This is a genomic window from Salinicoccus sesuvii (genome assembly GCF_042648145.1).
GTDB lineage: Bacteria > Bacillota > Bacilli > Staphylococcales > Salinicoccaceae > Salinicoccus > Salinicoccus sesuvii.
Map to the genome: position 1 here is coordinate 429,449 of NZ_JBHRWV010000001.1, position 23,205 is coordinate 452,653.

Below are 23,205 nucleotides of genomic sequence, written 5' to 3' on the forward strand. Positions count from 1 at the left end.
TTCTCCTTTAGTTAAGAAATGATAAGTAGCCATACGTATAATCCTAAAAGTGTGATGAACAGAACAGGGATTGTCAGCATGATACCGATCTTGAAATAGTAGCCCCACGATATGTTGATGCCTTTCTTCTTTAATACATGGAGCCATAGCAATGTGGCCAGTGAACCAATCGGTGTGATCTTCGGTCCGAGGTCCGACCCGATGACATTGGCATAGATGAGGCCTTCCTTGACAAGTCCTTCGGTACCGGACTCGGCGATTGCAAGCGCATCGATCATCACGGTCGGCATGTTGTTCATGACAGAGGATAATATGGCGGCAGTGAAGCCCATTACCATAGTACCCACAAACAACCCTTGTGTAGCAGCAGCACCAATGAATTGGCCAAGAACGCCTGTCAATCCGGCATTTTGAAGTCCGTATACGACGACATACATGCCGAGAGAAAAGAAGACGATATCCCACGGCGCTCCTTTGACGACTGACTTCACTGGTACAGCATCACTGTTTCTTGCCAACAATATGAAGAAGAGGGCAATGACACCGGCAATGGCGGAAACAGGCACACCGAGTGGCTCACTCAGGAAATATCCAACGAGTAGCAGGGCGAGTACCGGGAACGCCCATGAAAACATGCGAGTGTCTCGGATGGCTTGTGCTGGATGTTTTAACTTGGACAGATCATAATTCTGAGGCAGACTTTTTCTGAAGAATATGTAGAGTACAAGTATACTCGCCAGAATTGAGAACAGGTTCGGTACAACCATACGGGATGCATACTCAATGAACCCGATACCGAAAAAATCGGCAGATACGATGTTCACCAGATTACTGACGATAAATGGTAGCGAGGCGGTGTCTGCAATAAAGCCGCTTGCTATTATGAATGGCATGACCATCTTTTCAGTGAAATTCAGGTTTCTGACCATAGCGAGCACAATGGGTGTTAGGATCAATGCAGCACCGTCATTTGCGAATAGGGCAGCAACAATGGCACCAAGCAGAATAATATAGATGAAAAGCTTCAGACCACTGCCTTTAGCAAAACGTGCCATATGGAGTGCGGACCACTCGAAGAATCCGATCTCATCTAGTACAAGCGAAATAAGTATAACAGCAACAAAGGTGAGTGTGGCATTCCAGACAATGCCCCATACAGTCGCCACATCAGCGAAACTGACAACCCCAAGGAGCAGCGCAACGACTGCACCGAGACTTGCCGACCAGCCGATGCCAAGACCCCGCGGCTGACGGATGACGAGAAACAGGGTGATGAGAAACAAGATAACTGCGATAAAGGGCTGGACGCTCTCCATCAGCAACAACTCCGACTGCTACATGATGCGAGCAATGATGAGACGTGCGTTTCGATATCCGGCACGGTGGCGATAAGTCTCGGTAAAACTTCATAGAAGGGACTTTCTTCGTTCAATGAAAGGTACGTCCAGTAGCCTTCTTTTCTTTCCGTGATGAGACCTAGGGTCTTCAGCTTTTTCAGGTGCTGACTGACAGCCGGCTGGCTCATTTGAAAGCATTCTGTAAAGTCACAGACACAACACTCACGTCTGTTCATCATGGCGAGCATTGATAACCTGGATTGATCACCCATAATCTTAAAAATTTCAGCAGCCTGGCTGATATCTATTTCTTTTTTTTCCATACTACACCTCAACCATATAATCATTTTGTTATCAGACACTAAAAATTATATAAGGGTTTTATTATATGGTCAACAGGTGTTTATGGACCATCTGTATAGGTTAATAGGTAGTAGAAATAAAAATACATATCATCGGTAAGGTAGCGCATATAAAAATCTGGAGGTTTTATGATGGAATCGAATATTTATGGTAATACGCCCCCTATGCTCGGAGCGAAAAATCTAACGGACGCCAACCAGTATGATACGGATGTGCTGATTTATGGTGTGCCTTGGGAAGGGGCATGTACTTGGGGAGACTACACAGGATGTGAGCTCGGTCCTAAGCAGATCAGACTTTCTTCAGCTAGATATAGTACATATCTTCCGGAACTCGACCACATCAACGTCGAAGAGCATTTAACACTTGGTGATGTCGGCGATGTCAGCGTCATACCGCATGACGTACCGGGAACAATGGACAGGATTGAATCCTTTGCAGAAAACTTATGGAAGAGTGGCAAATTCCTGGTCGGACTTGGCGGCGACCATGGCATTACTTATCCTGTAGTCAAAGGACTGGCGAATACAGGCAAGAAGGTCGGCATCATTCACTTGGACTCCCACTACGACAATATGCCGCACTACGAAGGAGATGCGTTTGCTAGAAGTACGCCATTCATGCGCCTCTATGAGACAGAAGGTGTGCGCAACGAAAGTCTGATTCACACTGGTATTAAAGGGCCACGAAATAAGCCTGAAACAGGGAAGTACGCACAAGAAGCTGGTGCCGTCACTTTAACCATCAACGACATCAAAGAAGCGTCGGATTTGAAGGCTTTTGCTAATGAAATCTACGATATGGCCGCAAAAGAAGTCGATGTGGTATATCTGACCATCTGCAGCGACGTGCTAGATTTTGCATTCAATCCTGGCGGTCCAGTGGATGGGAACGGCATCACTTCACACGAACTAGTTACAATGATTTACGAGTTTGGCAAGCGGGGTTTGTGCGGTATGGATTTTGTCGAGGTCTACCCGCAGCAGGATGCAAACCAGAATTCGGCGCACTTTGTTTCAACAGCAGTGCTCTACGTACTTGCGGGTCACGTTCATGGTGGCCATACAAAATAGGAATGGGGGACCTTCCTCCTAGACAGGGGTGCAGATATTGAGTAGAAATAAACTGATTGAAAAATTGAAAATTATTGGGCCTGGTGCCATTATTACGGCGTCGTTCATCGGTCCGGGAACTGTCACTACAGCGACCCGAGCGGGGGCCGGTTTTGGCTTTGCGCTATTATGGACAATCATTTTTGCTGTCATTGCATCAATCGTCTTGCAGGAAATGGTCGCAAGAATCGGCATAATTACCGGCGAAGGACTTGGGGAAAATATCCGCAACCTCTTCGATAACGTGATAATGAAATTTGCATCAGTATGGTTGGTTATGATTGCAGTCTGTGTGGGGTGCGCAGCCTACATAAGTGGAGATTTACTTGGAACTTCACTCGGCGTGTCTTATCTATTTAATATTCCTGAGAACTATGTTGCACCGGTAATTGGTGTTGTCATCTTGCTACTTGGTCTTAGCGGGAGTTATAAAATCATTGAGAAAGTCATGATTTTCCTGATTGTAGTTATGAGCATCACCTTCATTACAACGATGTTTGTTTCAGCTTCCGATCTCGGCGCAGTTCTGCGCGGAGCGTTCATACCAGGAATTCCGAACGGTTCAATACTTACTGTTATTGCGATAATTGGTACGACTGTTGTCCCTTATAACTTCTTCATCCATGCGTCCACTGTCAGTGAAAAGTGGGATAGTGCGGATGGGTTGAAGGAATCACGGATCGATACCATTATAACCATTACCGTCGGCGGACTGATTACAGCAGCAATACTGATTACAGCAGGTGCTTTGATTCAAGGCACGGAAGTAACCAGTATTGTACAGCTTGCGGCACCGCTTGAACCCCTAATGGGAGACTTGGCGCCATTGTTCATCAGTATTGGTCTATTCTCTGCCGGTTTGTCATCGGCCATTGCGTCACCGATGGGTGCAGCCGTCACCGTTAGTAGTTTCATGCGATGGAAAGGCGGATTCGATAATAAGAATTACAAACTCGTTTTCTCGGGCATTATTATTCTCGGCATTATCACTTCGGCACTCGGCTTTGAACCTCTTGAGGTCTTACTATTCGCGCAGGCGCTTAATGGACTGATTCTGCCGATTATCGCGATACTTATTATGGTTCTGATCAACAAGAGAAGTACAATGGGCCAACATGTCAATCCACTATGGTTGAATATCATTGGATGGCTTGTTGCAGCTGTTGTCTCCTTCCTCGGAATATACAGTCTAGTAGATGCGATTTCGACATTTTTATAAATAACCTCTGTATATAAAGGGTTCAAACGAATATAATAAGATAAAAGCGAACGGGAGGACGAAGTGATGAAGATCAGTGCACAATGGACAGGCGACATGACTTATAATTCCAAAGGAGATGTTTCCGGATACGAAGTGACGATGGATGCAAGCAGTGAGGCTGGGGGTCATGACAGTGGCCCGAGACCGATGGAAATGTTGCTTCATGGTGTAGCCGGGTGCATGGGTATCGATCTTAATGTCATTATGCGTCACAGCATGGATAAGATAGAAACCATAAAGATAGAAATTGATGGGGAACGTGCTGAAACAGAGCCGAAGAAATTTACGAAGATAGAAATCATCGTAAAAATCAGAGGTGATGTCAGTGAAAAGGTAGCACAGCGTGCAATCAAGCTGTCTGCTGATAAATACTGTTCTGCGATCAATTCTCTAAACGCGACAGTGGAAACGAAACTGGAGCTAAATGGTGAGATTAAATAACACAAATAAAGGCGACAGGCCAATTGGCCTGTCGCCTTTATTCTTCGTAGAAGTCTGTGTCGGATAAGTCTTTATACTGAAGGACGATTTCAGTGATACGGTCTTGCTGGTCGTAGTTCATCATTACATACTGGCCATTCTCAGGATCGCTGTCGTATAACATTCTGAAGTTTGAAACTTCGTCACTGCTTGGCCATCCGAAACGCTCTACAGCTTCCTGCTTAGTAAGATCTTCTGGAAAGATGATGATACCATCGACATTAAGTGCGCTAGTATCATCCACCTCGCCGGCTGACTGTGGGAAATTGAAACCAATATGATCATAGTGATAGTAAGTGCCATCTACAACACTCCCGGATCCTTCGGGTTCGCCGAGTGTTGCAACCATATAGTCGTAGCTTGAATGGACGGATATAGTTCTGTATTCATAGTTGCCTGAGAAGAAGTTTGAGAGAAATGCTCCACTTGTAATATCAATCGGCCTAACTTCAGGGAGTTCTTGCTCAGCCGTCTCTTCTTCCGCAACTGTTTCATCGGTCGTTTCTTCAGTTTCGACTTCGTCAGATTCGGTTCCTGTCTGGTCATCAGTACTCGTACAGGCAGTCATAAAGAACAGTGCTACGAGTAAAGGGATGAGTAGTTTCATGATTATGTGCCTCCCTGATTATTCTCTGCGTCAGTATCCGACTCAGTTCGTTTCGATTTGCTACTTTTATTTTCTTTTACCTTGCTGAAATAGGCTTCTGTACGTTCGCGGAGTTTCCTAGGCATCATAATATAGATGAAGTCCTCGGAATGCATGACAGTTTCTCCATTTGGGGTAATCAATTCATCATCTCTAATAATGGCGATGACAAGAATATCCGGTGGCAGATCGAGATCTTTTATCTTAGCATTTTCATGAGCGGACTGAATTGGCAGTTCAACCCCATAAATATCATTCTGTGTTTGGCCGAGTGCCAGAAGTTCTACTGAATAAGGTGGTGCGTCTGTCTCTCCTTCATCGAACCCAAGCCAGCGCGCAACAGGAGTAATTGTACTCCCTTGAAGTAGTGCAGAGAAGATGACGATGAAGAAGACGACGTTGAATATCAAATAGCCGTTTTCGATGCCACTGACAAGTGGATAGGTTGCGAGTACGATAGGTACTGAACCCCGCAGTCCGGCCCACGAGATGAAGGCTTTCTCCTTAAGGTCATATTTACTTGCGATAAGTGTAAGGAATACGCCAATCGGACGTGCTATGAATATGAGTATAAGAGCCATCAGGATACCTTGGAAAGTGTAGTTAAAAAGTTCCTCAGGGAACGCGAGCAATCCAAGCATGATGAACATGATGATCTGCATCATCCATGCCAGTCCTTCATTAAAGCGTAGGATGGAATGCTTGTAGGTCAAAGGGCGATTCCCCATGAGCAAGGCCATGATGTAGACGGCAAGCAGGCCACTGGCATTAGCGACTTCCGCGACACCGAATGAGAGCATGGCAAAGCCAAGCGAGAGTACCGGGTAGAGCCCTGAAGCTTCCAAGTCGATACGATTGATGACATAAACAGCGAGGCGTCCGATGATAAGTCCGATGAGTACCGCGATGCCCATCTGCCAGAAGAAAGAAAGTATGAGTAGGAAAACATTAGTTTCTCCCGGCATTTCAATGACGGAAATAATAGTGACGGTCAGAAATACTGCCATCGGATCGTTGGTTCCGGATTCTGCCTCGATAGTCGTAGAAAGTTTCTCTTTAATATTCTTACTGCCGAATACGGCGAATACGGCAGCCGCATCCGTTGAACCGACAATGGCACCAAGCAACATAGAAGTCATCAAATCGAGATCGAGTATGAAGTAGGCGAATACGCCAAGGATGAGGCTGGTAAGCAGAACGCCGATGGTGGCTAAAAGGACAGCCGGTGCGGCAACCTTTCTTATAGCGGTGATGTTAGTCTGCAGTCCCCCTTCAAACAGTATGATAATGAGAGCAATCATACCGATGAGTTGGGTTGTCTCTACATCATCATAGTAGATGACTTGATTGAGTAGTATACCGATGATGATAAATAGCACTAATGAGGGGAACCCGAGCCTTGAGGAAAATCTAGTGATTACCACCCCGAGGACGAGGACGATGGCTACGAGAAGAATAGGCTGATTTATGTAGACATCCATTAAAAGCCTCCTTCTTATTTTACATTTGTGTATATAATTATAAGTGAGTCATATAGAAAATACTAGCAGAGGTGCTTCGCATGTTAAAAATTGAACAACTTCGAATCGCATATGAAAAATTTGGAGTCGAAATCGAAGGTGCCACTTTTTCGGGAGGTTTGAACATCGTCCTTGGGCCGAATGGGGGTGGGAAAAGCACGCTTATGCGTGGCATCATCGGCTACGACGAGCCGGGGATTAAAGTAAGACGGATATATTGGGACGATGATCCACTGAATGGCGTGCAAGATACGATCAGTTATCTGCCACAGGAAAATCCACGCTTCAAAATATCTGTTGCTGACTACCTTACCATGACATCGGAAAGAGTGTCTGGCTCTGCTTACTCGGCAGCTGTCGAACGCTTTGATATTTCGCATCTTACTAATCAATCGATTGAAAACTTGTCAGGAGGCGAATTCAAGCGCGTTCAATGTGCCCAACTCTCTATTGAAGAAAAGCCTGTCATCATGATAGATGAAATAGAGCAGGGGCTCGACCTAAAGTACCAGCACGAAATGATGCAGTGGCTAAGGCGCGAAGCGCCCTTCAGGACGATCATTACCAGTATGCATGATGCCTCGCTTGCACTGACCTACGCAGATACGATCACTTTGGTCAGGGGCGGGCGGATTACAGGCCCCATGAGTCCTAGTGCGGTCACTTCCGAGATGTTGTCTGTGTGCTATGATCTGCCCTTGGAAGTGGAACGTAGATCAGGTAGCGCGCTGGTCTATCATAGACGCCTATAGAATGGCGCCGAGAGCACCTGAGTATTCACCATTATCTATGATGTGTGCCTTCGCACCTTTCAATCCTGCGTAGCGATTGATGATTTCCTGCATCACTTTGTTATCAAACAATGTGGAACCGATAAAAACGATGTCCTTCGTGTCATAACCTTCAGCCAAGTTGATGCCGATTGCAGTCACTGTTTCTGCGACGAGACCGATGACTGCCTGCAGTTTGTCAGCCGGCTCAAGGGATTCAATGTCTCCTGAAATGACATTGCCGAAGTTGCTCGCAGTCAAATCACCCGGGATAGGCGTCGGCCGTCCGTTGTATATATGGTGAACTTTGAGATCAATCGCATCTCTATTGCCCGTATCTGCAAGGTGGATGATTTTGTTGTAGTCATCGATGCCGACTAGCAACTTGGAAAGGCCAAGCAATGTTCCTCCACCAACACCGGAACCACCGACACGCTTTTGTCCTTTTGAGGAGGCATGATGAAAACTGGTTCCCGTCCCCACATTCAGATAGACGAAGCGTTCGAGCGCTATGCCTTGTTCTGCCATCAATGTTTTAAGCCCTCTGTAGGTAGCATCGAACTCTATGGAAACCCCGTGGTTCCGGTTAAGTTTCTCTGCCATATACTCCGCTTTTCCACCCGTAAGGAAAACTTCATCTTGCGGATACTGCGAGTCAATCATTTTTATCAATGTGTCCACATCAGTAGACTTCCATTTTTCAAATCTTCTATAGTCGCCATCTACATATGCGACTTTTGTCAATGTACCGCCTGCATCAATTCCGATTTTCATAAGTTGCCTCCACATAAAAAATGTCATTGGTTGCATTATACCAATGACATCCTTTATTCGTAACGTTTTTATTTGAAGATTATTTTCGTTCTTTTCGGGTTTTCCGCCTCAGCGCATCATTCGGTTCACGCCTCAAGGATTTGGAAACTGAGAAGATCATTGCTATGAGGACAATGCCAAAAGGTAACCCAGCAAGCAATGAAGCCGCCTGTAAGCTCGTCAGTCCACCGGCAATAATCAGAGTTACTGTCAATACGCCGATTAGCACTCCCCAGATGATCTTCAATCTGGTAGCAGGTGCCTCTGTATCGCCGGAAGTCATCCCTGCGACGATGAATGTTGCGGAGTCGGCTGAAGTGACCAAGAATGTAAAGATCAGCAAAATCGACAGTGCAGAGAGTAGCTGCGTCATTGGTAACTGATCATAAAGTGCGAAGAGTGCGGCTGTATCATCCTCAAGCACGAGCGCACCGATGTTGGTTCCATTGAACAGATCGGAATAGATAGCTGTACCGCCAAGTGCTCCAATCCATATGAAAGATAGCATCGGTGGAATGATTAAAATACCAAGAACATATTCTCGGATTGTCCGGCCTTTTGAAACCCGGGCGACGAATGAACCAATGAAAGGACTCCAAGCGATGACCCAGGCCCAATAGAAGACAGTCCACTCCTGTACCCATGTTTCACCGGAGTAGGGCTCCATTCTAAGGGAGTACCCCACGTAATTCGACAGATAATCCCCTAGTCCGACAATAATGCTTTCCATGATAAAGGTAAAGGGCCCAACTGCTAGAACGAAGATAGTGATAACGGCAGCAAGCAGCATATTTAGGTTGCTGAGCCATTTGATGCCACGCTTTAGTCCTGTCGTCGTAGATAGTATAAAAAGTCCGGTCATTAGAGCCGTAAGTATGATCTGAGTCATGGGTCCGGATGGAATACCATATGCGATACTGAGCCCGCCGTCCATCTGGAGAATACCGAGACCAACAGATGTTGCCATTCCGGTCACAGTCGCAATGACTGCCAGTATGTCGATAGTGTTGCGTGTCTTGATATCGTACTCGGAACCCATCAGAGGTTCAAGTGCGGTTGAAACGAGACCATCTTTTTGTTTTCTGAACTGGGTGTAGCCGATGGCCAAGCCTGCTACACCGAATATTGACCATTGTGAGATTCCCCAGTGAAAGAATGAATACCCCATTGCCATGCGTGCGGCTTCAATAGATTCCGTTTCTCCATTATAAAATGGTGAAATCATGTAGTGGGTCATGGGTTCTGCTACACCAAAGAACACGAGTCCGACGCCAAGTCCTGCGGAAAACAGCATGCCAATCCATGAACGGAATGAAAATTCCGGTTTCGACTGGTCTCCTCCAAGCTTTATCCTTCCGTACGGTGAGATGGCAAGAAAAAGCAAGAATACACCGAAACCGAACACCGCAAGCATGAAGAACCAACTGAAGTAATTGGCTATCCATCCATAAACTGCTTCAGAACCTGTCTCGAACCGGTCTGGTACTACAACTGCAAATATAACAGCTATTAAGATGATAACAGCAGAAATCCAAAATACGATTCCAATGTTAGATTTCTGATTAGAGTTCGCATTGTTCCTAGATGTTTCTTCTGAATTGTCGTTAAGCAAATGTTTTCCCCCTAAATGTGTTGTCTAATCTCATTTACCCCTATAAATTTTAGATAAACAGCTAAAAATTGTTGTATATCCGAATGACTATTCTATACTTGAGAGGGTATTAAAAACATTACAACGAACATTTGGGAAGGAGGAAGAGTGATGAGTAGCGAAATACATATTCGCCCCTTTACGGAAGCAGACAGAGAAAGTCTGGCAACTTTTAAGTTGAGCGAGCAGCAACAAATCTACTCCAGCCTGCCTATTGATGTGCTGGATGATGCTGTCCAAGATCCGGACCGAACACCATGCGTCGTATTGAATGAATCGAATGAAGTTGTCGGTTTTTTCGTACTCCACAAGCACTATCGACATGAGGGATACGCAACTCCCCACGAAGTTGTGTATATCCGCTCCCTGTCAATCAATGAAGCACTGCAGGGGAGAGGCTACGGGACGAAAGTAGCGATGACACTGCCGCTCTTCGTACAGGAGCACTTTGCAGCTTTTGATCATCTATATCTCGTCGTCGATGCAGAAAACGAGGGCGCATGGAACCTATACGAACGCGCAGGTTTCATGCATTCAGCAACCAAGGAGAATGGACCGATTGGTGAGGAGCGTCTCTACTATCTTGATTTGGATCTGAAGTACGTTCATAACATCAAACTGGCACAAAATGATGCTGTCGAGCCCCCGTTCGTGAAATTCGACATCATCCTTAACAATGAGAAATCGGCTGGGTACATCGAAGGGGAGCTGACGGGAGACATGCTCCATATTAACAGTCTCTTTATAGAGGAAACAGAACGTAACCGCGGCGTAGCCTCCAGTGCGCTCAGGCAGCTTGGAACGTTTCTGAGGCGCATGCGCCCTGAAGTAAAACAGCTTGTCGTAGTCATAGACGAAGCGGGCCGACAGAGGCTCTTTGAAAGGGTCGGTTTCGTCATGGTTGACGAGGATGCCGGAAAATATATGAAGTATATAAACTATTGAATTAGTGCTTGATTCATAGCCTATTTACCTGTATTATATCTTTTGATATTCCAGACTGGAAAGGATGAACGAAATGAGGCTCAACGAGTACGACAGAGAAATGATGGACGAGAATTCTTTCATCGACATGTCATACATGTATCTGCAGGATAACGGCAAAGAAGCTAACCTGTACGATATCATTGATAAATTCAAAGAAGTTGCAGGATATTCCGATGATGAAATAGAAAACCGCGTGCTACAATTCTATACGGATCTTAATACGGACGGTAGATTTTTAAGTACAGGTGACGGTGTATGGGGACTTCGCGACTGGTATTCAGTCGATGACATTTCAGATAAGATTGCGCCAACAATCCACAAGTTCGAACTTGCCGTGGATGACGAGGATCCAATCGTAACAGACGACGAAGGATTCGATGAAGCTTTCGATCAGGATAAAGACCTTGTCGAATCGGACATAGAAAACCTCGACTCCCCGCTTAACGGAGAAGACGTGGAAAGTGAAGACGACATAGAGGAGTCGGTTGATGAAACAATCGATGACGATGTCGAGTACGACGATACGGATGATCTTGAGGATAGCTACGAAGACGAGAACGATCTTTAGAGCCTGAACTTCCAGTTGACATTCAAGAGAAAAGTGATATTATTTTTATTGGGCTCCCTGAAACAGGGATTGTAAAGAACGGCTCCTTTTCACCAAGTGTGGAAGGGGGCTATTTTTATTTTATTTTATAGGAGGAAGTGCAATGACTAAATATATTTTTGTGACTGGCGGGGTTGTTTCCTCTCTCGGAAAGGGAATTACAGCTGCATCACTCGGCAGGCTGCTAAAAGACCGCGGATTCTCGATTACGATTCAGAAGTTTGATCCATACCTTAACGTAGATCCGGGCACGATGAGTCCATATCAGCACGGTGAAGTTTTCGTGACTGAGGACGGAGCGGAGACTGATCTCGATCTCGGGCACTACGAACGTTTCATTGATATTAACCTCCATAAATATTCGAATGTCACAGCTGGTAAAGTCTACTCTGAAGTGATCAAGAAAGAGCGTCGTGGAGACTATCTAGGAGGTACCGTCCAGGTTATTCCGCATATCACCAATGAAATCAAGTCCCGATTGATTGAAGTGGGCGAAGAATCCAATGCGGATATCGTCATTACTGAGATCGGTGGTACGACCGGTGATATAGAATCATTGCCTTTCTTAGAATCCATCAGACAATTGCGAAGTGACTTGGGGCGCGAGAATGTCATGTATATCCACTGTACGCTCCTACCTTACATCAAAGCTGCGGGAGAAATGAAAACGAAGCCGACCCAGCATAGTGTCAAAGAACTTAGAGGGCTCGGTATACAGCCGGATATGATCGTTGTACGATCTGAGTATCCAATGGGTGAGGATCTAAAGGACAAGATTGCACTTTTCTGCGACATTAATAAGAAAAGTGTCATTGAAGCGAGAGACGAGGAAACAATCTATAACATTGTCATCAGCCTCCAAGAGCAGGGCATGGACAATCTCGTACTAGATCGTCTTGAACTTTCCGCTGGCAAGGAAGCGGAACTTAAGGACTGGAAGCAGCTGTTGCAGAATCTGAATAGTATCGAACGTAAAGTAACGATCGGCCTTGTCGGGAAGTATGTCGCATTGCAGGATGCCTATTTGTCTGTTGCGGAATCATTGAGACATGCTGGATACGAACGTCAGTCGGACGTTGAAATCAAGTGGATCAATTCCGAACATCTTACACAAGAAAACTACGAAGCCGAGCTATCAGAGGTTGATGGTATTCTAGTTCCAGGCGGGTTCGGTGAACGCGGTGTCGAGGGTAAGATCTATGCGTTGCAGTATGCACGTGAGAACAAGGTGCCGCTACTCGGTATTTGTCTCGGCATGCAATTGGCCACTGTAGAATTTGCACGTAATGTGGCTGGGCTCGCTGGTGCCCACTCCAGTGAACTTGATGAGAATACACCACATCCTGTTATTGACCTGATGCCGGACCAGAAGGATGTTGTGGATCTCGGCGGCACACTGAGGCTCGGCAGCTTCCCTTGTGAAATCCAGCAAGGCACGATTGCCCGTGAACTTTACGGTCAGGCACACGTCGACGAACGTCATCGCCACCGCTATGAATTCAACAACCAGTACAAGAAGCAGCTTGAAGAAAAGGGCATGGTGTTCTCTGGTACGTCTCCGGATGGCCGTCTCGTTGAAATGGTTGAGCTGAGCGACCACCCGTACTTTGTGGCTGTGCAGTTCCATCCGGAATTCCAGAGCAGACCGACACGTCCGCATCCATTGTTCCAAGGCCTAATCAACGCTTGCATCAAATAAAAAGAAACCCTGCCAATTAAGCAGGGTTTCCATGATAACTAGTACGCATCATTCGTCATCTCATCTATGAGCACATAGAGGTGATCATACAAGTAGAGAAATGCAGACATATAAGGGTTAACAATTTTGTCGAAATTCGGCGTCGGTATGAGCGGACGTGGTGAAGATAAATCGATATAATGGTGAAGCTGGTCAATTGTTTCAGCTTGATGCTTATTGTAGTTTGAGATCAATACGAACTCCACCCCGCCATTTTGAAGGGTCTCTACAAAGGCGTGCACCTCATCATCGAACTGTTCGGCAAGAACAAGAACACGATCCGGCGCATCGATGGTTTCTGTCGAATCAAAAAGCCTTGTCTTTCGCAAGGCAAGCGAACCAGATAGTAAAAATCCTTCGATCCCCTTGAAATCGTGGAAGGTCTTCACATGGATTTCACCATCGCTGCCTACTGCTTGTGCTAAGAGACGTGCAGCCATTTCTATCTCCTCTTCTTGGGCGTTAATATGGTTGTATATATTAGTAAGTTGTGTCTGCAAGATTTTATCCATATAGATTCTCCGTTCGGCTTGATGGTATTGCTATAGTATCAAAACATTGCTCAGAATCAAATATTTTTGCTATAATCACTTTAAAGGAAAGAACTTTTAGGAGGAAATCAACAATGCCTTTAGTATCAATGACAGAAATGCTCAATAAAGCAAGAAAAGAAGGATATGCAGTCGGGCAGTACAACGTGAACAATCTTGAATTCGCCCAAGCTATCCTGATGGCATCACAAGAAGAAAATGCACCCGTCATCCTTGGGGTTTCAGAAGGCGCTGCAAGATATATGAGCGGCATGAAAACAGTGGTAAAAATGATTGAAGGCCTCATGTCTGACATGAACATCACAGTGCCTGTCGCAATCCATCTCGATCACGGGTCAAGCTATGAGAAGTGTATCGAAGCAATCGGAGCTGGATTCACATCCGTTATGATCGACGCTTCCCACGGACCTTTCGAAGACAACATCGCAACAACTAAGAGAGTTGTTGATTATGCTCATGAGAGAGGCGTTTCTGTTGAAGCGGAACTCGGTGTTGTTGGTGGGCAAGAAGATGACGTTATTGCTGATGGTGTCATCTATGCAGATCCTGAAGAGTGTCGTGAACTTGTTGAGAGAACAGGCATCGACTGCCTCGCGCCAGCACTTGGTTCCGTACACGGTCCTTACAAAGGCGAACCGAACCTCGGCTTCAAAGAAATGGAAGAGATCGGCAACCAATCCGACATTCCACTCGTACTGCACGGTGGAACAGGCATACCGACTAAGGATATCCAAAAAGCGATTTCCCTTGGTTCAGCTAAGATCAACGTCAACACCGAAAGTCAGATTGCTTCAGCCAAGCGTGTAAGAGAAGTACTTGCCAATGACTCAGAAGTCTACGATCCACGCAAGTATCTTGGACCTGCTAGAGAAGCTGTTAAAGAAACAGTAAGAGGCAAAATCAAGGAATTTGGTACATCCAACAAAGCCTAGGGTGAGTAGAGCCGTCCCATTTGGGATGGCTTTTATTTGATTAATGTAAAGATGATGTATAATAGCTGTATAGTTCTATATTTATTGCCGACTCGGCAAAAAGTATCTTATAATGATATGATAATCTAAAATGGAGGTGCATTGTTTTCATGAAATACTTTATTGATACAGCGAATATGGATGAAATCAAAGAAATTAATGAGTGGGGTGTACTGGCGGGTGTCACTACTAATCCTTCCCTTGTGGCAAAAGAGAAGGGTATTTCCTTCCACGATCGTCTTGTTGAAATATGCGAGCTGGTCGGCGGTCCTGTAAGCGGTGAGGTCATTGCGCTGGATGCAGAAGGTATGATTGAGGAAGGACGCGAACTTGCAAAGCTACACGAGCACATCGTCGTCAAGATTCCCATGACAGAAGAAGGCATGAAGGCTGTCAAAGTATTGGCTACTGAAGGGATAAAGACCAATGTGACACTTATATTCAATACGGTCCAAGCACTAACAGCGGCGCGCGCAGGCGCGACGTACGTCTCTCCGTTCATCGGAAGACTCGATGACATCGGACTGGTCGGCATGGATCTGATCGATGATATCTATCATATTTTCACTGTCCACAATATCAGTACGGAAATCATTGCCGCTTCCATTAGAAATGAAGCACACGTGCACGGCGCTGCCACTGCAGGCGCGCACATTGCGACAATCCCATACAAAGTTTTGAAGAAGCTGACACAGCATCCTCTGACTGAGAAGGGGATTGAAAAGTTCCTAGAAGACTGGAATAGTATAAAGGACCAGTAGTCGGTCTGCCATATAAGGAGAAGAATTATGAGTAAAGAAGTAATCAAAGTCAGAGGCGGCAGGTCATTGACCGGTGAAGTTGAAATCAGCGGTGCCAAAAATAGTGCAGTTGCCCTAATCCCGGCATCATTGATGGCCTCTGAGGGTGAAGTTATACTGGAAGGACTGCCGGAAATTTCAGATGTAAAGACATTGATGAGCCTTCTGAATGACCTTAATATAGGGACCGAACTGGACGGAACGACACTGAAAATCAGCCCTGAAGGGGCCGAGAATATGCCGTTGCCGAATACTAAAGTCCAGTCGCTACGCGCTTCCTATTATATGATGGGCGCAATGCTTGCGCGTTTTAAAAAATGTGTCATTGGCCTGCCTGGTGGATGTCCGCTTGGTCCAAGACCAATTGATCAGCACATTAAAGGTTTTGAGGCATTAGGTGCAAAGGTGACGAACGAACATGGTGCAATGTATCTGATAGCCGATGAACTGAAAGGTGCTAAGATTTTCTTTGACGTTGTATCAGTGGGCGCAACGATCAACCTGATGATTGCAGCGAGTTGTGCGGAAGGTAAAACTATCCTTGAAAATGTGGCTAAGGAGCCAGAAGTAGTGGATGTGGCTTCACTGCTCAACAACATGGGGGCTGACATCCGAGGCGCCGGTACGGATACAATCAAAATCAACGGCGTGAAGCATCTTCACGGCACTAGGCACAATATAATCCCGGACCGCATTGAAGCGGGGACCTATATGATCGCCGCTGCGGCAGTTGGTGAGAATTTCACAGTACGCAATATCATACCGACGCATATGGAGTCGTTGACTGCAAAACTTGAGGAACTGGGTGTTGAAATAGAGGTCGGCGACGACTTTGCGACCATTACGAAGCCTGAAGTTTATCGTCCGATTTCTGTGAAGACACAGGTCTACCCAGGTTTCGCGACGGATCTCCAACAGCCATTGACACCTCTTCTCTTCAAGGCTGATGGGGTAAGTAAAATTACTGAGACAATCTATCCAGCGCGCTTTAGACATGTGGATGAGCTCATGCGCATGGATGCGAAGATCGAGCAGAATAGTGGGTCGGCACTCATATTCCCTTCGCAGCTAAAAGGCACGCATGTCTATGCCAGTGATCTCAGGGCAGGCGCATGCCTATTGATATCCAGCCTAACAGCAGAAGGCGAAACGACCATCCATAACGTCAATCACATTGACCGCGGATATACCGATATCGTCAAGAAGTTAGCGGATCTTGGTGCTGATATATGGCGTGAGGAAGTCAAAGAAGACTGAAGCATTTAGAACTCGGACTGCATGGGCAGTCCGAGTTTGCTTTTTGCTTGCAGTCGTTTCCAAATCTGGAGCATCTTTATTTTTATAAAGCAATGGTGTAGAATATGGAATGGTTAAAGCCTCACCTCGATCTCTCCCCCTTGCACCTCTTTTGTATCAAAACTTCAATAAATGAAAGCGAAGTGAATATATGGCTGAAAGAGATTCCAATGCACCGAAGTATGAATCCTTTGATGCACTCTATAAGAAGAACAACACCAAGGAACTGACCGTACGCGCAAAAGAGCTCGGTCTGTCCAACTATAGCCGTCTGAATAAAAAAGAGCTTGTCCTCGCAATAATGGAGGCACAGATGGAAAAGGACGGTAATTATTATATGGAGGGCGTCCTAGACGATATCCAAGCGGACGGATACGGGTTCCTACGTACAGTAAACTTTTCTAAAGGTGAAAAAGACATCTACATCTCGGCTTCCCAAATCAGAAGGTTCGAATTGAAGAAAGGGGATAAAGTCACCGGCAAAGTCCGTCGTCCCAAAGAAAATGAGAAGTATTATGGTCTGCTCCAGGTGGATTTCATCAATGATCAGAATGCTGAACAGGTCAAGAAGCGTCCCCACTTTCAGGCATTGACGCCCCTATATCCCGAAGAACGCATAAAACTCGAAAACAGACCGACCGATTTATCGACCCGTATCATGGACCTCGTGACACCGATTGGATTTGGGCAGCGGGGGATGATTGTAGCGCCACCAAAAGCTGGGAAGACCTCGCTTCTCAAGGAAATTGCGAATGCAATGACTGAAAACCATCCGAACACGAAACTGTTCATTCTGCTGATTGGTGAACGACCAGAAGAGGTTACAGACCTTGAACGTTCTGTTGAGGACGCAGAAGTGGTCCACTCGACATTCGACGAACCACCGGAACATCATGTCAAAGTTGCCGAACTGCTCCTTGAAAGATCGAAACGGCTTGTTGAGATGGGAGAGGACGTCATCATACTGATGGATTCAATCACGCGTCTTGCGCGTGCGTATAATCTAGTTATCCCGCCGAGTGGCCGTACATTATCTGGAGGTCTGGATCCTGCGAGTCTACACAGACCGAAGCACTTCTTCGGTGCGGCAAGGAATATTGAAGCAGGTGGCAGTCTGACGATCCTGTCGACTGCGTTGGTTGATACTGGAAGCCGCATGGATGATGTTATTTATGAGGAATTCAAGGGAACCGGGAATATGGAGTTGCATCTCGATCGCCACTTGAGCGAGCGTAGGATCTATCCAGCAATTGATATCAGACGCTCAAGTACAAGGAAAGAGGAACTGCTTCTCGATAAGCGGGAACTCGATGTGTTGTGGCAGCTCAGGAATCTATTCACTGATGCGCCTGATTTTACGGAGCGCTTCCTGAAAATTCTTAAACAGACAAAAACGAACGAAGAGTTTTTTGATGTACTAAGACAGCGAATGCTGTCTTCCCAATCAACAGGTCGCCCGGTAATATGATTGAGCATCCACTCTTGATTTTTGGTGGCAGATCGTGTATAATATATAAGTATCGAAGTGGTAATCCCACTTAATTAACTCTGTGCCAGATGGTTCAGGGCAAAGGAGATGTAGATAATGAAACAAGCAATTCATCCGGAATACAACAAGGTAAACGTTGTATGTTCATGTGGCAACGAATTCCAAACAGGTTCAGTAAACAATGAAGACATCAAAGTAGAGGTTTGTTCTGAATGTCACCCATTCTATACTGGACGTCAGAAATTCGCTTCTGCAGATGGCCGTATTGAAAAATTCAACAAAAAATTCGGTTTCAAAAGCGCAAACGAATAATAGAGATCAACTGTACTGGAGTAGAGCTTCAGTACAGTTTTTTTTGTGCTTGAATATGATATAATTGACAAGATTATAGAGATGAAAAGGTGAAGTTATATGTTTGATCAACTTGAGATAATTGAAAACCGCTACGAACAGTTGAATGAACTGCTGAGCGACCCAGATGTTGTCAGTGATTCCAACAAGCTGCGGACATACTCCAAGGAACAAAGCGATTTGCATAAGACAGTAGAAGTGTTCAGGGAATATAAGCAGCATAAGGAAACAATTGAGGAATCACGCGCTATGATGAAGGAAACCGACGACAAGGAAATGCTTGAAATGATTAAAGAAGAAATTTCCGATTCCGAGAAGGCGATACCGGCGCTTGAAGATCAATTGAAGCTTCTGCTGATTCCAAAAGACCCGAATGATGACAAGAACGTCATCGTCGAAATCAGGGGGGCAGCAGGTGGCGACGAAGCACAGATTTTTGCCGGCAACTTGTTCAGGATGTATTCACGTTATGCAGAAGAGAATGGCTGGAAAATCGAAGTTGTGGAAGCCAATGCCAACGACCATGGCGGTTATAAAGAGATTAGTTTCCTAATACAGGGAGAAGGCGCGTTTTCAAAGCTGAAGTTTGAAAATGGGGCCCACCGTGTACAGCGGGTACCTGAAACAGAATCTGGCGGCCGAATCCATACATCAACAGCGACAGTGGCAGTGCTGCCTGAAGTGGAGGATGTGGAAGTGGATATCCGTAACGAAGATATCAAAGTAGATACCTATCGTTCAAGTGGAGCAGGTGGACAGCACGTCAATACCACCGATTCCGCAGTGCGTATCACTCACCTTCCATCCGGTGTGGTTGTCACATCACAAGACGAAAAGTCACAAATTAAAAACCGTGAGCGTGCAATGAAGGTTCTGAAGGCACGCGTCTACGATATGATGCTACAGGAAGCTACGGCAGAATATGCCGAGAAGCGTAAAAGTGCGGTCGGTACGGGGGACCGCTCCGAAAGGATCCGCACATACAACTATCCTCAAAACCGTGTGACCGACCATCGGATCGGCCTGACCATCCAGAAATTGGATCAGGTTATCGAAGGGAAGCTAGATGAGGTCATCGAAGCGCTGACAATCGAGGAGCAGACGAGCAAACTGGAAGAACTGAATAATGCATCCCTATAGTTATAGAGAGATGGTCAAAGAGGCGAAAGCCTCTTTAAGCGTATCAGGGCAAGAAACCGGGCCAGCAACCTTGCTGCTCGAAGATCTTTTTGGAATGAGCACGGCACGATTTATGCTGGAGAATGACATGGAAGTGCCCGTTGAAGAGCGAATGCAGTATGAAGCTGCCATCAGACGTATAGTAGCAGGGGAACCCTATCAGTATGTTGTAGGCCATGCATGGTTCTATGGTGAAAAATTTACTGTTACGCGGGATACATTGATTCCAAGAAACGAAACCGAAGAACTGGTAGAACTCATCCTCACCACGGAACCCGACAACGGGCTTAAAGTGGTAGACATCGGTTGTGGCACAGGCGTGATAGGGTTGACGTTGGCAAACGCGTGGCAGGACAATTCAGTGATCTTGACTGATATTTCAAAAGCGGTACTTGAAGTAGCAAGGAAGAATGCAACAGCTCTAAGCGCAGATGTTAATATGTTCGAGGGTAATCTTTTCGAACCACTAATTGAACGAAATATTAAAGTGGATTGCATCGTTTCTAACCCCCCTTATATCGGTAGAGAGGAGCTCGCTGATATGGGGCGGTCGGTCGTTGCACACGAACCGGTATTGGCACTATTTGCCGAAGAAGAGGGGTTTTTACTCTACAAGCGGATGGTGGACCGGCTAGATGAAGTATTAAAGCCCGGTGGCGCCGTCTATTTTGAAATTGGCTGGAAACAGGCTAAAGTGCTGTGCGACTATATTAAAGCGCGGTGGCCTAGGGTAGAACCTAAAGTTAAAAAAGATATCAATGGAAATGATAGGATGCTTCATTTCAGATGGGAGGTATAGTGTGGAGACTAAAATTTGGAATATCAGATCGGATCAGCTCGGTGATGAGATGACCGCTTCGAAACTTGATGAAATAAAAACGGCACTTGAGTATGGAGAAGTGATCGGCATTCCCACAGAGACCGTTTACGGACTCGCAGGGGATGCGAGAAATCCGGAGGCGATACAAAAGATATTCTCCGCCAAAAAAAGGCCTGGTGATAATCCACTCATTGTACATATTCATAGTACAGCACAACTGGCAGAATTTACGGAAGCGCTGGATCCTAAAGTAGAAACATTAATGAAGCATTTCTGGCCAGGTCCAATCTCTTTCATTGTACCTCTTAAAGGTAGCGTGCTCGCAGATAATGCTGTAGCCGACTTGGATTCAGTCGCAGTCAGGATGCCAAGTCATCCAGTGGGTCATGCGATACTCGAGAAGATTGGTTTTCCACTCGCAGCGCCGAGCGCCAATTTGAGCGGTAAGCCTTCTCCGACCGATTTCAGTCATGTGATTGATGATCTAAATAAGAAGGTATACGGTGTAGTGGCAAGTGACCCAGCCACATACGGGCTCGAGAGTACGGTGCTTGACTGTACGCAGTTTCCGTTCCGCATTGCGCGACCGGGTAGCATCACTAAAGGCATGCTCGAGGGTGTGCTGAAGGAAGATCTCTGCAAACATCATGGTGATGCAGAGAAACCGATAGCTCCCGGCATGAAGTACAAGCACTATGCCCCTCATCAGCCGCTCATAGTAGTGGAGGGTGGATTCAAAAACAGTACAAAGTTGAAGCTGGACAGGGATGAGAAAGTGGGCGTAATTGCTCCGGAGTCCGTACGCAAATATCTTCCGCAAAATGTGTATTTCATCAGTTTGTGTTCTGGGGAAAGGGACTACCCTGAGGCTGGGCGTAATCTCTATGCTGCACTGAGGAAGATGGATAAATCCGATGTAGACAAGATATATATCCACGGCTTTCCAAAAAAAGAAGAGACAGAAGCATTGATGAACCGTATTCAAAAAGCGACCGGCAGTGAAATCATCAAGGAAGAATCATGATGAAGATCATATTCGTCTGTACAGGAAATACTTGCCGGAGTCCTTTGGCGGAGAGCTATGCGAAAACACAGTATGATGCCCTTGATGTTGTATTCGAATCTAGAGGATTGATGGTACATTCGGGCGGGGTGAACAGCATCTCACAAGCCATAGTGGAGCGAGAAAGTCTCGTAGCACCTTCAACTCCTGAACCTTTAACAAAAGCGGATGTAGAAGAAGCGCTGCTCCTCGTCATGACTGATGTCCACAAGCGGTTGGTCAAGGAACAGTTTCCATCTGCAGATGTGCAGATGATCAGTGAGTTTGCCGTAGGATATCAAGAGGATGTCGTCGATCCGTACGGGGGTAGCATGGAACATTATGAACGCACGTTTATCCAACTAAAAGGATTTATTGATAAATTCAAGTTCTGATTTGCTTATGACCGCTTTTCTCTGTAAGCTTTTAATATATAATAAAGGTGAGGTGAAGTTTATGAAAGTGATTATTGCTTCTGACCATGGTGGGTTCAACCTTAAAGCTTCCGTCGTTGCCGCACTTAGGGAAAAAGGTGTGGAGATTACTGATTTCGGCCCGGATTCATCCGATTCCGTCGACTACCCTGACTACGCACGTCCTGTAGCAGAAAAAGTCGCTTCAGGTGAGTTTGATCGCGGCATTCTAGTTTGTGGCACAGGCATTGGAATGAGCATAAGTGCGAACAAAGTCAAAGGCATCCGATGTGCTCTTGTTCACGACACATTCTCCGCCAAAGCGACAAGAGCACACAACAATTCGAATATGCTGGCGATGGGTGAACGGGTCATTGGACCAGGTCTCGCACAGGATATAGTTGATGTCTGGCTCAGCACCGATTATGAGGGGGGCAGACATGAACGCAGAGTTTGCAAGATTGAAGAATGATCTTCACACACTCATCGAACAGTTGGAAGCTGTGGATTTCTTCAAGGATGGAGAGAAACTGCTGATCGGTTGTTCCACTTCTGAAGTGATGGGTCATCATATCGGCCGGCAGAGCTCGATGGAGGTGGCAGAGTTGATATACCAATCATTTTATCAGGCTACAGAGCGCCATCAGATGCACATCATGTTTCAAGGTTGCGAACACATCAATCGTGCGGTTACGATGGAGCGTAAGACAGCACACGCAGATGGCTTACAGCCGGTCAGCGTCGTTCCACACCGGTCTGCCGGCGGCAGTCTAAGCGAATATGCATTCAGCCATTTTACAGACCCGGTAGTAGTCGAGCACGCCATAGCGGATCGCGGGATTGATATTGGGCAGACGCTGATTGGTATGCATATTCGTCATGTTGCTGTCCCGCTTAGAGTGGAACAGAGAACGATCAATGAAGCCAATGTCACTATTGCATATTCTAGACCGAAACTTATCGGTGGCCCTCGCGCGCACTACTAAACTTGCACTCAAGGAGAGAAGA

25 protein-coding genes are annotated in these 23,205 nt (G+C 46.0%); 18 read left to right on the plus strand and 7 right to left on the minus strand.

Annotation, left to right across the window (positions count from 1 at the left end; all coding sequences use genetic code 11):
• Positions 1–11 precede the first annotated feature (11 nt).
• Both ACFOJ8_RS02095 and ACFOJ8_RS02100 read right to left on the minus strand, forming a co-directional pair.
• The gene (locus ACFOJ8_RS02095; protein WP_380652015.1) at positions 12–1,316 is read right to left on the minus strand and encodes an arsenic transporter; all 1,305 of its coding nucleotides are present in this window, start codon (positions 1,314–1,316) and stop codon (positions 12–14) included.
• Entirely contained in the window at positions 1,316–1,660 is a 345-nt protein-coding gene (locus ACFOJ8_RS02100) for an ArsR/SmtB family transcription factor (RefSeq protein WP_380652018.1), read from the minus strand. Before ACFOJ8_RS02100 ends, ACFOJ8_RS02095 begins: the two co-directional genes overlap by 1 nt.
• Before the next feature lie 171 nt (positions 1,661–1,831).
• On the opposite strand from ACFOJ8_RS02100, the gene ACFOJ8_RS02105 reads away from it, so the two are divergent.
• The 3 genes from ACFOJ8_RS02105 (at position 1,832) to ACFOJ8_RS02115 (ending at position 4,514) form a co-directional block, all read left to right on the plus strand.
• A complete protein-coding gene (locus tag ACFOJ8_RS02105) occupies positions 1,832–2,773 on the plus strand; it encodes an agmatinase family protein (RefSeq protein ID WP_380652021.1) in 942 nt (313 codons plus the stop codon).
• Between the two features lie 37 nt (positions 2,774–2,810).
• Positions 2,811–4,031, plus strand: coding sequence for an Nramp family divalent metal transporter (locus ACFOJ8_RS02110; RefSeq protein ID WP_380652024.1), 1,221 nt, complete (start codon positions 2,811–2,813; stop codon positions 4,029–4,031).
• A gap of 66 nt (positions 4,032–4,097) precedes the next feature.
• Positions 4,098–4,514: an OsmC family protein gene (locus ACFOJ8_RS02115; protein WP_380652027.1), complete on the plus strand. Its 417-nt coding sequence runs from the start codon at positions 4,098–4,100 to the stop codon at positions 4,512–4,514.
• A 37-nt stretch (positions 4,515–4,551) separates the two neighbouring features.
• Here ACFOJ8_RS02115 and ACFOJ8_RS02120 read toward each other — a convergent pair whose 3' ends face one another.
• A complete protein-coding gene (locus ACFOJ8_RS02120; RefSeq protein WP_380652030.1) occupies positions 4,552–5,160 on the minus strand; it encodes a hypothetical protein in 609 nt (202 codons plus the stop codon).
• Positions 5,161–5,162: 2 nt separating this feature from the next.
• Positions 5,163–6,680: a potassium/proton antiporter gene (locus tag ACFOJ8_RS02125; protein WP_380652033.1), complete on the minus strand. Its 1,518-nt coding sequence runs from the start codon at positions 6,678–6,680 to the stop codon at positions 5,163–5,165.
• An 80-nt stretch (positions 6,681–6,760) separates the two neighbouring features.
• Between ACFOJ8_RS02125 and ACFOJ8_RS02130 the strand changes: the two genes are divergently transcribed.
• Entirely contained in the window at positions 6,761–7,471 is a 711-nt protein-coding gene (locus ACFOJ8_RS02130) for an ATP-binding cassette domain-containing protein (protein WP_380652036.1), read from the plus strand.
• Here ACFOJ8_RS02130 and coaW read toward each other — a convergent pair.
• Together coaW and ACFOJ8_RS02140 are read right to left on the minus strand one after the other, a co-directional pair.
• Positions 7,466–8,263 (minus strand): type II pantothenate kinase, encoded by a 798-nt coding sequence (gene coaW, locus ACFOJ8_RS02135; RefSeq protein ID WP_380652039.1) that lies wholly within the window; start codon positions 8,261–8,263, stop codon positions 7,466–7,468. The genes ACFOJ8_RS02130 and coaW overlap by 6 nt on opposite strands.
• Positions 8,264–8,342: 79 nt before the next feature.
• Entirely contained in the window at positions 8,343–9,914 is a 1,572-nt protein-coding gene (locus tag ACFOJ8_RS02140) for a BCCT family transporter (RefSeq protein ID WP_380652042.1), read from the minus strand.
• A gap of 150 nt (positions 9,915–10,064) precedes the next feature.
• On the opposite strand from ACFOJ8_RS02140, the gene ACFOJ8_RS02145 reads away from it, so the two are divergent.
• From ACFOJ8_RS02145 to ACFOJ8_RS02155, 3 genes are all read left to right on the plus strand, one after another.
• On the plus strand, positions 10,065–10,898 hold the full coding sequence (locus ACFOJ8_RS02145; protein ID WP_380652045.1) for a GNAT family N-acetyltransferase: 834 nt from the start codon (positions 10,065–10,067) through the stop codon (positions 10,896–10,898).
• Between the two features lie 73 nt (positions 10,899–10,971).
• Entirely contained in the window at positions 10,972–11,508 is a 537-nt protein-coding gene (gene rpoE, locus ACFOJ8_RS02150) for a DNA-directed RNA polymerase subunit delta (RefSeq protein ID WP_380652048.1), read from the plus strand.
• 142 nt (positions 11,509–11,650) lie between these two features.
• A complete protein-coding gene (locus ACFOJ8_RS02155; protein WP_380652051.1) occupies positions 11,651–13,246 on the plus strand; it encodes a CTP synthase in 1,596 nt (531 codons plus the stop codon).
• Between the two features lie 38 nt (positions 13,247–13,284).
• Here the strand turns inward: ACFOJ8_RS02155 and ACFOJ8_RS02160 are convergent, their stop codons facing one another.
• Positions 13,285–13,797, minus strand: a complete 513-nt coding sequence (locus ACFOJ8_RS02160) for a DUF2529 family protein (protein ID WP_380652054.1) — start codon at positions 13,795–13,797, stop codon at positions 13,285–13,287.
• A 113-nt stretch (positions 13,798–13,910) separates the two neighbouring features.
• On the opposite strand from ACFOJ8_RS02160, the gene ACFOJ8_RS02165 reads away from it, so the two are divergent.
• The 11 genes from ACFOJ8_RS02165 to ACFOJ8_RS02215 all read left to right on the plus strand — a co-directional run bounded on the left by ACFOJ8_RS02165 (position 13,911) and on the right by ACFOJ8_RS02215 (position 23,183).
• Positions 13,911–14,768 carry a class II fructose-bisphosphate aldolase gene (locus ACFOJ8_RS02165; RefSeq protein ID WP_380652057.1) on the plus strand — a complete coding sequence of 286 codons (858 nt, stop codon included), beginning with the start codon at positions 13,911–13,913 and terminating at the stop codon, positions 14,766–14,768.
• A gap of 149 nt (positions 14,769–14,917) precedes the next feature.
• Complete coding sequence (gene fsa / locus ACFOJ8_RS02170; RefSeq protein ID WP_380652060.1) at positions 14,918–15,568, plus strand: fructose-6-phosphate aldolase; 651 nt, start codon at positions 14,918–14,920, stop codon at positions 15,566–15,568.
• A 27-nt stretch (positions 15,569–15,595) separates the two neighbouring features.
• Entirely contained in the window at positions 15,596–16,864 is a 1,269-nt protein-coding gene (locus ACFOJ8_RS02175; RefSeq protein WP_380652063.1) for a UDP-N-acetylglucosamine 1-carboxyvinyltransferase, read from the plus strand.
• A 190-nt stretch (positions 16,865–17,054) separates the two neighbouring features.
• Positions 17,055–18,371 carry a transcription termination factor Rho gene (gene rho / locus ACFOJ8_RS02180; RefSeq protein WP_380652066.1) on the plus strand — a complete coding sequence of 439 codons (1,317 nt, stop codon included), beginning with the start codon at positions 17,055–17,057 and terminating at the stop codon, positions 18,369–18,371.
• A 117-nt stretch (positions 18,372–18,488) separates the two neighbouring features.
• Positions 18,489–18,704, plus strand: a complete 216-nt coding sequence (gene rpmE / locus ACFOJ8_RS02185) for a 50S ribosomal protein L31 (RefSeq protein WP_160655192.1) — start codon at positions 18,489–18,491, stop codon at positions 18,702–18,704.
• A 99-nt stretch (positions 18,705–18,803) separates the two neighbouring features.
• Positions 18,804–19,883 carry a peptide chain release factor 1 gene (gene prfA / locus ACFOJ8_RS02190; RefSeq protein WP_380652069.1) on the plus strand — a complete coding sequence of 360 codons (1,080 nt, stop codon included), beginning with the start codon at positions 18,804–18,806 and terminating at the stop codon, positions 19,881–19,883.
• Positions 19,870–20,721, plus strand: coding sequence for a peptide chain release factor N(5)-glutamine methyltransferase (prmC, locus tag ACFOJ8_RS02195; RefSeq protein ID WP_380652072.1), 852 nt, complete (start codon positions 19,870–19,872; stop codon positions 20,719–20,721). The genes prfA and prmC overlap by 14 nt, the downstream gene beginning before the upstream one ends.
• A 1-nt stretch (position 20,722) precedes the next feature.
• A complete protein-coding gene (locus ACFOJ8_RS02200; protein WP_380652075.1) occupies positions 20,723–21,766 on the plus strand; it encodes an L-threonylcarbamoyladenylate synthase in 1,044 nt (347 codons plus the stop codon).
• Positions 21,766–22,179, plus strand: a complete 414-nt coding sequence (locus tag ACFOJ8_RS02205) for an arsenate reductase/protein-tyrosine-phosphatase family protein (protein WP_380652077.1) — start codon at positions 21,766–21,768, stop codon at positions 22,177–22,179. The genes ACFOJ8_RS02200 and ACFOJ8_RS02205 overlap by 1 nt, the downstream gene beginning before the upstream one ends.
• Positions 22,180–22,240: 61 nt before the next feature.
• A complete protein-coding gene (rpiB, locus tag ACFOJ8_RS02210) occupies positions 22,241–22,669 on the plus strand; it encodes a ribose 5-phosphate isomerase B (protein WP_380652079.1) in 429 nt (142 codons plus the stop codon).
• A complete protein-coding gene (locus ACFOJ8_RS02215) occupies positions 22,638–23,183 on the plus strand; it encodes a TIGR01440 family protein (protein WP_380652081.1) in 546 nt (181 codons plus the stop codon). Before rpiB ends, ACFOJ8_RS02215 begins: the two co-directional genes overlap by 32 nt.
• Positions 23,184–23,205 lie beyond the last annotated feature (22 nt).

Coding starts and splice junctions, on each gene's coding strand:
- ACFOJ8_RS02095 (WP_380652015.1), bottom strand. CDS start 1,316: ATGGAGAGCGTCCAGCCCTTTATCGCAGTTATCTTGTTTCTCATCACC.
- ACFOJ8_RS02100 (WP_380652018.1), bottom strand. CDS start 1,660: ATGGAAAAAAAAGAAATAGATATCAGCCAGGCTGCTGAAATTTTTAAG.
- ACFOJ8_RS02105 (WP_380652021.1), top strand. CDS start 1,832: ATGGAATCGAATATTTATGGTAATACGCCCCCTATGCTCGGAGCGAAA.
- ACFOJ8_RS02115 (WP_380652027.1), top strand. CDS start 4,098: ATGAAGATCAGTGCACAATGGACAGGCGACATGACTTATAATTCCAAA.
- ACFOJ8_RS02120 (WP_380652030.1), bottom strand. CDS start 5,160: ATGAAACTACTCATCCCTTTACTCGTAGCACTGTTCTTTATGACTGCC.
- ACFOJ8_RS02125 (WP_380652033.1), bottom strand. CDS start 6,680: ATGGATGTCTACATAAATCAGCCTATTCTTCTCGTAGCCATCGTCCTC.
- ACFOJ8_RS02130 (WP_380652036.1), top strand. CDS start 6,761: ATGTTAAAAATTGAACAACTTCGAATCGCATATGAAAAATTTGGAGTC.
- coaW (WP_380652039.1), bottom strand. CDS start 8,263: ATGAAAATCGGAATTGATGCAGGCGGTACATTGACAAAAGTCGCATAT.
- ACFOJ8_RS02145 (WP_380652045.1), top strand. CDS start 10,065: ATGAGTAGCGAAATACATATTCGCCCCTTTACGGAAGCAGACAGAGAA.
- rpoE (WP_380652048.1), top strand. CDS start 10,972: ATGAGGCTCAACGAGTACGACAGAGAAATGATGGACGAGAATTCTTTC.
- ACFOJ8_RS02155 (WP_380652051.1), top strand. CDS start 11,651: ATGACTAAATATATTTTTGTGACTGGCGGGGTTGTTTCCTCTCTCGGA.
- ACFOJ8_RS02160 (WP_380652054.1), bottom strand. CDS start 13,797: ATGGATAAAATCTTGCAGACACAACTTACTAATATATACAACCATATT.
- ACFOJ8_RS02165 (WP_380652057.1), top strand. CDS start 13,911: ATGCCTTTAGTATCAATGACAGAAATGCTCAATAAAGCAAGAAAAGAA.
- fsa (WP_380652060.1), top strand. CDS start 14,918: ATGAAATACTTTATTGATACAGCGAATATGGATGAAATCAAAGAAATT.
- ACFOJ8_RS02175 (WP_380652063.1), top strand. CDS start 15,596: ATGAGTAAAGAAGTAATCAAAGTCAGAGGCGGCAGGTCATTGACCGGT.
- rho (WP_380652066.1), top strand. CDS start 17,055: ATGGCTGAAAGAGATTCCAATGCACCGAAGTATGAATCCTTTGATGCA.
- rpmE (WP_160655192.1), top strand. CDS start 18,489: ATGAAACAAGCAATTCATCCGGAATACAACAAGGTAAACGTTGTATGT.
- prfA (WP_380652069.1), top strand. CDS start 18,804: ATGTTTGATCAACTTGAGATAATTGAAAACCGCTACGAACAGTTGAAT.
- prmC (WP_380652072.1), top strand. CDS start 19,870: ATGCATCCCTATAGTTATAGAGAGATGGTCAAAGAGGCGAAAGCCTCT.
- ACFOJ8_RS02205 (WP_380652077.1), top strand. CDS start 21,766: ATGAAGATCATATTCGTCTGTACAGGAAATACTTGCCGGAGTCCTTTG.
- rpiB (WP_380652079.1), top strand. CDS start 22,241: ATGAAAGTGATTATTGCTTCTGACCATGGTGGGTTCAACCTTAAAGCT.
- ACFOJ8_RS02215 (WP_380652081.1), top strand. CDS start 22,638: ATGAACGCAGAGTTTGCAAGATTGAAGAATGATCTTCACACACTCATC.